Source organism: Nocardioides alcanivorans, from assembly GCF_021555175.1.
Lineage (GTDB): Bacteria > Actinomycetota > Actinomycetes > Propionibacteriales > Nocardioidaceae > Nocardioides > Nocardioides alcanivorans.
In genome coordinates this window covers 185260-195229 of the sequence record NZ_JAKGRW010000026.1, presented here as the reverse complement: position 1 = coordinate 195229, position 9970 = coordinate 185260, and the positions used below count along the sequence as shown (strand labels likewise).

The following is a 9970-nucleotide window of genomic DNA, read 5'->3' as shown; positions in this document are numbered from 1 at the left end:
GACTTCAGGAACAAACGTTACGTCGTTTTTTTGTGGGTGGCAGCCGTCAGGGCCGCCCCCAGCCCTGGGCTGCACCTTCGCTGCAGGACCAGCAGCAGTGGGCGCCCGTGGCGGCGCCTACCTCGCGGCCGGTCCCGGGGCCGATCATCGCGCTGGTGCTGCTGGTCGTGGCGGCCTTCGGCATCGGCGGCTTCGCCGTGTGGAAGGTCTTCTTCTCCAGCGACGGTGGTGCCGACAGTCCGGAGGAAGCGGTCACCGAGTTGCTCGAGGCGGGCGCCGACCAGGACGCCATCGCCGCGCTCAAGATGCTCAACCCCGGCGAGGTGCGCGGGGCCGACGAGGTCTATGACGCACTCCGTGAGCGCATGGAGGACGCCGAGATCGTCGACGACGGCGAGGTCACCGGCACCAACTTCACGGTGCAGGATCTCGAGGTCGATGTCGAGGAGCTGAGTGACCACGCCTCGAAGGTGACCGTCACCGGCGGCAAGATCGTCCTCACCGTCAACTTCGACCAGTTGCCCGAGCAGTTCGCCGATGCGGCGGAGCAGGGGAAGCGCCAGTACGGATCGACCTACACCGAGGAGCTCGACTTCGCCGACGCGCAGGAGCAGATGGACCTGCCCGACGACTTCTTCATGATCGCGATCGAGGACGACGGTCGTTGGTATGTCTCGCCGACCGCAACCATCGCCGAATACATCGCGTTGGGCACCAGCGGCGAGGGTGGTGACTGGTCGGCCTACGAGGCCGGCCTCGACCGCGACCCCGTGACCGCTGACCAGCCCGAGGACGCCCTCGCCGTACTGGCCGACGCGTTCCGCCTCGACGACCTCAACGGCTTCCTCGACGCGCTTCCGCCGGGGCAGGGCAACCTGCTGCGGCCCTACGCCCACCTCATCGAGGAGCAGATCCTCAACCAGGGTCTGCCTGACATCCAGATGTCGGTCGAGGGTGACGACCTGGGCGTCGGCGACGAGGCGGACGGACTCGTCCGGATCGACCTCAACCGAGTGCGCCTCCTGATGACCGACGGTGGTGACCCCAGCGACGGCGGAGAGTACGGCCTCGAGGGCCGATGCGGCTGGGTGCAGTCCAACCGCGGCCAACGCATGGACGGGTGCCTGCCAGAAGACCTCATGTCAGCGGCAGGGTCGGACAGTGTGTTCGTGATGGTCCGCAAGACAGCCGGCGGCTGGCAGCTCGATCCGCTGGCAACGATCATCGGCTGGGGCGACGCCCTGGTCGCCAACGTCGACAGCGACGACCTCGGGGCGATCCTCGACGAGTTGTGAGGTGCCCCTGGCGCCCAGCTCTCCGCTGACGGCGAACCGGGGCACAGCAGAAAACCGGGATAGTCCCTGACGAACTTGTAGACAAATCGGACAGCCGGCTACAAGAACGTCCGGGACTATCCCGGGTCTCCGTGTTTTCAGCGGCCGTGGCGGCGGGGCGGGGTGTCATGTGGAAAACTGCCCGCCGTGACCGACCAGCGACCTGCCGCCGAGCCGACCGGGAAGAAGCCGGTGAGGCGAGGTGACATCCAGGGACTGCGCGCACTGGCGGTCGGTCTGGTCGTGGTGGCCCATGCGGGCGTGCCGGGCGTGGACGGCGGCTTCGTCGGCGTCGACGTCTTCTTCGTGCTCTCCGGGTTCCTCATCACCGGACTGCTGCTCAAGGAGGGCGAGCGGACCGGGCGCGTCAGCATCGCCGGGTTCTATGCCCGCCGAGCACGGCGGATCCTGCCGGCAGCGACGGTGGTGCTGTTGGCCGTGCTCGCGTGGGCGGCGTGGCAGGAGTCGGTGACCCGGCTCGAGTCGATCCGCTCCGATGCGCTGTGGTCGTCGGTCTTCCTCTCCAACGTCCACTTCGCCAGCATCGGGACCGACTACTTCGCCACCGGCGAGGAGTCCCCGTTGCAGCACTACTGGTCGTTGGCGGTCGAGGAGCAGTTCTACGTCGTCTGGCCGCTCCTGGTGCTGGCTCTGCTGGTGCTCCGAGCCCGGCGCCGGGTGCTCTTCGTGATCCTGCTGGCCCTCACCCTCGCGTCGTTGGCCTGGTCGGTGTGGCAGACCACGCACTCGCCGATCGAGGCCTACTTCTCGTCCTTCGCCCGAGCCCATGAACTGGGTGTGGGTGCCCTCCTCGCCATGGCAGCACCCGCTCTCGCCGTCCTCGCCGACCGGGCCCGCAATGCGCTCGTCGTGATCGGCCTGGCGATGGTGGCGGTGGCCACCGTGACCTTCGACGCGACCACGGCCTTCCCGTCGTGGAACGCGCTGCTGCCGGTGCTCGGTACTGCGGCCCTGGTCGCCGCGGGCTGCGGGCGCGAGGCCAGGTGGTCGCAGCTGTTGGGGCGTCAGCCGCTGCGCTACCTCGGCGACCTCTCCTTCTCGATCTATCTGTGGCACTGGCCGGTGCTCATCCTGGGTGGCCCCCACGTGGACGGCTGGTGGGGCACCATCGGCCTGCTGGCCCTGACGCTCGGACTGTCGTCGCTGAGCTACCACTTCGTGGAGCAGCCCTTCCAGACCGGCCGGGTCCCAAAGCTCCGGGGCATGCGGTTCCTGGCGCTCTGGCCAGTGTCCCTGGCACTCGTGCTCGTGGGTGCGCAGCTGGCCACGAGCTACGGAGAGGCTGAGCTCGAGCGGAGTCGCCAAGCGGCCGCCGCCTACTACGACGAGCATCCCGACGCCCTGGGCCGCGCCAAGGCGAGCAACGTCGAGCAGTCGCTGCTCGACGCTCTCGAGCTGGCCGACTCCGGCGCGCCCGTGCCACCGGATCTCGACAACCTCGACCGTCTCGGACGTGACATCTGGCAGCGCCCCTTCAAGGACTGCTACGCCTCCTTCCCTGACTCCGACCACGAGGTCTGCCCCGCCGGCGACGACGGTGCCGAGCGCACCGTGGTGGTCTACGGCGACTCCCACGCCGGCATGTGGGCGCCAGCGGTCGCGAAGCTCGGCCAGCGTGCGGGCTACCGCGTGGTGCCGCTGATCAAGGTGGGTTGCGCGCCGTACGACGTCACGCAGCGCAACAAGGGGACCGAGTACCCCTCCTGCCCGGAGTTCCGGGAGTGGGCCGAGGAGCAGATCCGCGACCTGCAGCCCGAGGTCATCGTTCTCGCCCACCGGGGCCTGCTGTCGGTGGAGGGGGAGACGGACGAGGAGAAGGAGGAGGCTTGGCGCGGTGGGGTCGAGAAGACCGTGGCCGAGTTGCTGGAGGTCACCCCACGGGTGAAGGTGCTCGGCGACATCCCCACTGCGCCCGAGGACCCCCGCGACTGCCTGAGCACTGCTGATGCGAAGCTCGCCGACTGCGTGGCCAACGAGGAGGGGGCCGAGATCCGCTCCAACCCGATCACCGAGGAGGCGACGGACGTCGCCGGCGGCGACTACGTCGACACCACCTCGCTGATCTGTCAGTCAGGCCGCTGTCCGCTCGTGGTCGGCAACCAGGTCACCTATCGCGACAAGGCCCACCTGACCCTCTCCTGGACGAGGCTCGTGACCCGCCGGCTGGGCGAGCTCCTCGACCTCTGACCACGCGAAGTCGCACAAATTGCAGCCCAGGGTGCTCGCATGGTGCGCGAAGTCGCGCACGTGCGGCGCTGAGGTCGCGCAAATGCGCCTGCGCGACCTCAGCGGCGTCAGTGCCCGGCCGGCGCACCTTCAGGCGCATCGACCCGCGACGGCAGGAGCAGACCCATCGCCACCACGACGATGCCGATGACCGCGCCTGCAGCGAAGGCCCACTGCAGGCCGCCGACGAACGCGTCCGCGGCCGAGCTCCCCACGTCGGCGAGGTGCTGGGAACGGGTGTCCATGACGACGATGAGCAGCGCCGTACCCACGGCCCCCGACACCTGCTGCACCGTGCCGAGCAGCGAGCTCCCGTGGGAGTAGAGCGCCGGCGGCAGATCGGCCAACCCGATCGTGAAGACCGGGGTGAAGACCATCGCGAGCGTCACCATCAGGGCCACGTGCATGCCGAGGATGAGGGCGTAGTGGGTGTCCACGTCGATCCGGCTCATGGCGAAGAGCAGCGCCACCATGCCGATGGACCCGGGCACCACCAAGGGGCGGGCGCCGATGCGGTCGTAGACCTTGCCGACCTGCGGGCCCAGCAGGCCCATCGCCAGGCCTCCGGGCATCACGAGCAGACCCGTCTGCAGCTCCGTGAGCCCACGCAGGTTCTGCAGGTAGAGCGGGAGCAGCAGCATGCTGCCCAGGAACGCCATGAACCCGGCAGCCATCAGCACCAGGGACATCGTGAAGTTGCGGTGCCGCAGGGTGCGCAGGTCGAGGAGCGGCCCGTCGCCACGCTGCAGGCGGATCTGCTGGAGGACGAAGGCGGCGATGAGCAGCACGCCGAGGCCGATGATGAACGTCGGCTGCTGCCATCCGGTGGCGCCGACCTTGCTCAGACCGAAGACGAAGCTGCCGAAACCACCGGCAGCGAGTACGACGCTGAGCCAACTGATCGGGCTGACCTTCGGCTCGCCGACGTTCTCGAGCTGGCGCATGCCGAGCACCGACACCACCACGGCGATGGGCAGCACCGCTACGAAGATGAGCCGCCAGGAACCGAAGTGCAGCAGCACACCCGAGACTGCCGGCCCCATCGCCGGGGCGCACGACATGGCGAGCGTGACCTGACCCATGACGCGGCCGCGATCCTCGGCTGCCACGACCGTCATGAGCGTGGTCATGAGCAGGGGCATCATCACTGCGGTGCCGCCGGCCTGCACCACGCGGGCGGCCAGGAGGATCTCGAAGGTCGGCGCCAGGGCAGCCAGCAGCGTACCGATGCTGAATGTCGTCATGGCTGCGGCATAGGCGGCCCGGGTGGTGATGCGCTGCAGCAACCAGCCGGTCACCGGGATCACGGCGGCCATGGTGAGCATGAAGATCGTGGAGAGCCACTGTGCGCTGCGCTCGGTGACGGAGAAGTCGTCCATCAACCGCGGGACCGCGTTGACCATGATCGTCTCGTTGAGGATCACCACGAAGGTGGCGGCGACGAGCAGCTTGACGACCAGCGGAGTGCGGACGACCCGGGGCGTGAGCTCTTCCTCGAACACGGCTTGGTTGCCGGTGTCGGTGGGCGCAGGCATGAGGGGTCCTCTCGGTGGGCCGGAAGCGGGTTCGGCGCTGGCCAGCGGTCGACCGCATGGTCGAGCTGGTGTGGCTGGCATGGAGACCGGGGCAGGCCGCGAGAATCATCGATCGATCCGAGACGTCAGCGGCCCAGTCAGGTACGCCGGGTGACAACCCTGCCCCAAGCGGGTTTGTTCCCGCCATCTGTTTTTCGGCGCCGTGAGGGTGCTGGTCACTCGTGGTGGACTGGCACGATGGAGGCATGAGCGACAAGAAGGCCAGCTATGTGGACGCCGGCAAGGAGTTCAGCCGGGACATGAACTACATCCCCGACCGGATTCTCGCAGGGGAGCGTTCTGCGGATCCGCTCGATGACCGGTTCCCCAGCGGCAGCAAGGACAGCCCACGCGACGTACAGGTCTGGCCGGTCGAGCCGGGCCGCTACCGGCTGATCGCCGCGCAGGCGTGCCCGTGGGCGAATCGCACGATCATCGTCCGCAAGCTGCTCGGCCTCGAGGAGGTCCTCTCGCTCGGTACTCCCGGTCCCACGCACGACGAACGGAGTTGGACCTTCGACCTCGACGAGGGCGGGCGCGACCCGGTGCTCGGCCACGAGCGCCTGCAGGAGGCCTACTTCGCCCGCTACCCCGACTACCCCCGGGGCATCACGGTGCCGGCGATCGTCGACGTACCGACCAAGGGGGTCGTCACCAACGACTTCCCGCAGATCACGCACGATCTCTTCTTCGAGTGGCGCGACCACCACCGTCCCGATGCCCCTGACCTGTGGCCGGATCAGCAACGCGGGGAGATGGAGGACGTGATGAGGCGGATCTTCACCGAGGTCAACAACGGCGTCTACCGGTGCGGATTCGCCGGCTCACAGGAGTCGTACGACGCTGCCTACGACCGCTTGTGGGGTGCGTTGGACTGGCTCGAGGAGCGGCTCACCGATCGGCGCTACCTGATGGGTGACGCAATCACGGAGGCCGATGTCAGGCTCTTCACGACGCTCGCCCGTTTCGACGCGGTCTATCACGGCCACTTCAAGTGCAACCGCAACAAGCTCACCGAGATGCCGGCACTGTGGGGCTATGCCCGCGACCTGTTCCAGACGCCGGGCTTCGGTGAGACGATCGACTTCGACCAGATCAAGAAGCACTACTACGTGGTGCACACCGACGTGAACCCGACGCAGATCGTGCCGAAGGGTCCCGAACTCGAGAGCTGGCACAGCAGGCACGGGCGAGGAGCCATGTGACGATGGTCACTGACCCCGGGTTGCGGCGGCCTCCCGCTCCTCGACCGCGCGTGGGCGACTGCGCCGGCGGCCAGGGCGAGCGCTCCCCGCGCCAGCGCACCCGGGAAGCCGTGGCATCCGGGCGCCCGCGGCCACCCGGCGGCGGGGTCCAGCGGCGCAGTCCGATCTCTGCGGCCAGGACGGCCACGGCCACGGCGGCTGCGGCAGTCGCGGTCTGCGGTCCGGCCGCGTCGTCTCGTCGGCCGCCATCTCCGCCAAAGCACCGCGTCGACCTCCGCCTCCGACCGGGCATGCTCGAGACGGTGGTGGCGTTCCTGCGCCTGACGCAGCTCCTGGCGCGCCTCGGCGAGGTCGCCGCGGCCCACCCAGGCGAGGGTCGCCGCGCCCGCCACGGCGATGCCGGCGCGCGTCATGCGGCGCCGTCGCGGATCGGTTGCCACGTCGGGGGCCAGCTCCCACGCCACCGTGATCGCGGCGGTGGTCCAGTCGGTCGCGTTGATCATCACAACTCCTTCAGTCGGTCCACCACGGCCAGGAGGTCCTCGACCGAGTGGTCGAAGGAGCCACCGCTCCACGTGCTCGGCATGGCGGAGTGGTAGTAGAGGCCCTCGCCGATCAGCAGGATCGCGTCGGCGACCGAGTCGTCTCCGACCTCCTCGCGGACCAGCGTGCCCCAAGCCTGGTGAATCCCCTCGATGGCGTCGATCGCCGGCTGCCAGGAGGCCTGGGCGAGGCGGAGTACGGCGCGGTAGACCGGGTCGTCATCCTGCTCGCTGGTGATCCATGAGGTGCGGACGTAGTGGCGCGCCGGCCCTTCAGGATCCGCCGCCATCTCCTCGAGGCCCTTGGTGGCGACGTCATCGAACCACTCCAGCAGTGCTTCGCCGAGAGCCTCCTTGGTGGCGAAGTGGTAGAGCACCCCGCCCTTGGAGACGCCGGCGCGCGCGGCGACCGCATCGATCGTGGCCGCCCGTTCGCCCTCCTCGCGCAGGATCTCGGCGTAGGCGGAGAGGGCCTTCTCGCGTGCCTTGGGGGTCGGGACATGTCTCCTCCTCAGCGTGGTCACCGCAGCGCGGCGACCACGGCCTCTCCGCCGTCCCAGGAGGCGAGCAGGGTGGCGGATCCGGTGACCGGATCGGAGGTGTCGGTCGTGAAGACGAGGTCGCCGGTGCCGGTGCCCACGCGACGTACCCGCACGGCCGGCTCGCGTGCTTCGACCGTGCCGTCCTCGTGGTGGTACTCCAGGGATGCCTGTTCCTGCTCACCGCCGAGGGCGCGGCGGAAGCAGGCGACGGCGACGGGGTCGATCCGGGCGTGGTGGATCCAACGGCGGCCCAGGGCCGAGTGCTCCATCGTGCAGACCAACCCGTCCTCGGCGTCGGCGAGGGGCGCGCCGCGGTAGCTCAGTGGCAGGTGGAAGGTGTCGTTGCCACGGCGCGCAATGAGGGCCTCGACACCGACCTCGCCCTCTGGGTCGTCGAAGCGGTAGCCACCGACCAGCTCGACCGGTCCCTCGCCGAGACCGGCGTCGTCGAGCCACGAGGTGACGAGTTCGAGCTTGGTGGGGGCGATGGTGGCCTGATGGATGACTGCCATGCCCCGACCCTATGGCCGAGCCGGTCGCAGGGCCCGGGAGGGCGCGGCCATGGTGGCCGAGAGCACAGGAAAATGACTTGCATAACTGTACCGTCCAGACGGTACAGTTACTCCCATGGTCACGCTCCTCAACTCCACGGTCACGACGCAACTCTCGGCACGCCGCCGCTGGGCTGCGCTCGCGGTGTTGATGGTGCCCGTGCTCCTGGTCTCGGTCGACAACACCGCGCTCTCGTTCGCGATCCCCTCCTTGTCGCGCGACCTCGCTCCGACGGGCAACCAGCTCCTGTGGATCATCGACATCTACCCGCTCGTGCTGGCCGCGCTCCTGGTCACGATGGGGGCGCTGGGTGACCGCATCGGGCGTCGCCGGATCCTGCTGATCGGCGGCACCGGGTTCGCCGTGGTCTCGGCGCTCGCGGCGTTCGCGCCGACCGCTGGCGCGCTGATCGGAGCGCGGGCGCTGCTCGGGTTCTTCGGCGCGATGCTGATGCCGGCCACGTTGAGTCTGATCCGCAACATCTTCACCGACAGCACCGAGCGCCGGATGGCGATCGCCGTCTGGGCCGCCGGATTCTCCGGCGGCGCCGCGCTCGGCCCCCTCGTCGGCGGCTGGCTGCTCGAGCACTTCTGGTGGGGCTCTGTCTTCCTCATCGCAGTCCCGGTCCTGGTGCCGTTGCTGGTGCTCGGCCCGATCCTGCTCCCGGAGTCACGCGACCCCGATCCGGGTCCGATCGACCCGCGCGGGATCCTGCTCGCCACCGCTGCGCTCGGCTTCCTCGTGTACGCCGTCAAGGCGGCTTCCGAGCACGGCTCGCTTGCGCTCGTGGCGGCAGCGGTCGGTGTCGCGGCATTGGTGGGCTTCGTCCGTCGCATGCTGCGCACGAGTCACCCGATGCTCGACGTACGCCTCTTCCGCAACCCGGTCTTCTCGGGCGCCCTGCTGGTCAACCTGGCCAGCGTGGTCGCCATTGTCGGCTTCATCTACTTCGCCACTCAGCACCTCCAGCTGGTGGCGGGCCTGTCGCCGTTGAACGCTGCCTGGCTGCTGGTGCCCGGGCTCGTGCTCACCGTCTCCGCCGGTCTCGGGGCCGTCAGGGCGGCGCGCTGGCTCGGCTCGCGCCAGGTGATCATCATCGGACTGTCCTTCAACGCCTTGGGCTATGCGGTGATGGCGCTCTTCGGTCACACCGGTTCGCTGGCCGTGGTGTTGCTGGCCTTCGGTGCGATCTCGATCGGTGTGGGGCTGAGCGAGACGATCTCGAACGACCTCGCCCTCAGTGCGGTTCCCGAGCACAAGGCCGGCGCTGCCGCAGCGGCGTCCGAGACGGCGTACGAGGTGGGTGCCGTGCTCGGCACGGCCGTGCTGGGCAGCCTGCTCAATCTCGCCTATCGCAACGGGCTGCAGCTCCCGGCCGGCCTGAGTGAGGAGGCGAGTGTGCAGGCACAGTCCACCCTTGGTGGCGCCTTCGAGGTCGCTGAGGATCTCGCCCCCGTGCCTGCCCAGGCGCTCATCGACTCCGCCGTAGCCAGCTTCGACGCCGGTGTCACCTGGACCGCCGCCATCGGCTGCCTTCTCAGCCTCGCGGCCGTCCTCGTCGCCCGCCGGGCCCTCCGCGCTGCTGACTGACCAAGGTGGATCGTCCCTAACAGATTTGTAGTTTCCCGGCGGGGATCTACGAATCTGTTGGGGACGACCCCGGAAACTTCGTCGGTGTGTAATCATATGCGCATGAATGCAGATGATTGGATTGAGCCGGACGCGGCCGAGGTGGCGGTGTGCGTGGAGATCTTCTCGCTCCTCGCGGACGCGACGCGGATGCGGATCCTGCTGAGCCTGCGCACGGGGGAGCGGTCGGTGGGGGAGATCGCCGAGCTCGTGGGGAAGTCGCAGGCGGCGGTGTCGCAGCACCTGGCGAAGCTTCGGCTCAGCCGGGTGGTGACGACGCGGCAGGAGGGGCGCGGGTCTACTACCGACTCGCCAACGACCACGCCATCGAGCTGGTCCGGGTGG

Annotated in this window: 8 protein-coding genes and 1 pseudogene; 5 read left to right on the top strand and 4 right to left on the bottom strand. The window is 68.9% G+C overall.

Going from position 1 to position 9970, the window contains the following annotated elements; genetic code table 11:
- On the top strand, positions 1–1295 hold a 1295-nt coding region (locus L1066_RS14845; protein ID WP_235737054.1), incomplete at its 5' end, for a hypothetical protein.
- Positions 1296–1481: 186 nt separating this feature from the next.
- The gene (locus L1066_RS14840) at positions 1482–3542 is read left to right on the top strand and encodes an acyltransferase family protein (protein ID WP_235737053.1); all 2061 of its coding nucleotides are present in this window, start codon (positions 1482–1484) and stop codon (positions 3540–3542) included.
- A gap of 107 nt (positions 3543–3649) precedes the next feature.
- Here the strand turns inward: L1066_RS14840 and L1066_RS14835 are convergent, their stop codons facing one another.
- Positions 3650–5116 carry a DHA2 family efflux MFS transporter permease subunit gene (locus L1066_RS14835; RefSeq protein ID WP_235737052.1) on the bottom strand — a complete coding sequence of 489 codons (1467 nt, stop codon included), beginning with the start codon at positions 5114–5116 and terminating at the stop codon, positions 3650–3652.
- A 245-nt stretch (positions 5117–5361) separates the two neighbouring features.
- On the opposite strand from L1066_RS14835, the gene L1066_RS14830 reads away from it, so the two are divergent.
- On the top strand, positions 5362–6360 hold the full coding sequence (locus L1066_RS14830; protein WP_235737051.1) for a glutathione S-transferase family protein: 999 nt from the start codon (positions 5362–5364) through the stop codon (positions 6358–6360).
- Here L1066_RS14830 and L1066_RS14825 read toward each other — a convergent pair.
- The 3 genes from L1066_RS14825 to L1066_RS14815 are packed head-to-tail and all read right to left on the bottom strand — an operon-like array spanning position 6264 to position 7956.
- Entirely contained in the window at positions 6264–6863 is a 600-nt protein-coding gene (locus L1066_RS14825; protein WP_235737050.1) for a hypothetical protein, read from the bottom strand. The two genes, L1066_RS14830 and L1066_RS14825, sit on opposite strands and share 97 nt — an antisense overlap.
- Positions 6863–7426, bottom strand: coding sequence for a TetR/AcrR family transcriptional regulator (locus L1066_RS14820; protein ID WP_235737049.1), 564 nt, complete (start codon positions 7424–7426; stop codon positions 6863–6865). The genes L1066_RS14825 and L1066_RS14820 overlap by 1 nt, the downstream gene beginning before the upstream one ends.
- A complete protein-coding gene (locus L1066_RS14815; protein ID WP_235737048.1) occupies positions 7423–7956 on the bottom strand; it encodes a maltokinase N-terminal cap-like domain-containing protein in 534 nt (177 codons plus the stop codon). The genes L1066_RS14820 and L1066_RS14815 overlap by 4 nt, the downstream gene beginning before the upstream one ends.
- A gap of 115 nt (positions 7957–8071) precedes the next feature.
- On the opposite strand from L1066_RS14815, the gene L1066_RS14810 reads away from it, so the two are divergent.
- Entirely contained in the window at positions 8072–9586 is a 1515-nt protein-coding gene (locus L1066_RS14810) for an MFS transporter (RefSeq protein WP_235737047.1), read from the top strand.
- A 96-nt stretch (positions 9587–9682) separates the two neighbouring features.
- A pseudogene (locus tag L1066_RS27805) lies at positions 9683–9859 on the top strand (ArsR family transcriptional regulator); the annotation flags it as partial.
- Between the last annotated feature and the right edge of the window lie 111 nt (positions 9860–9970).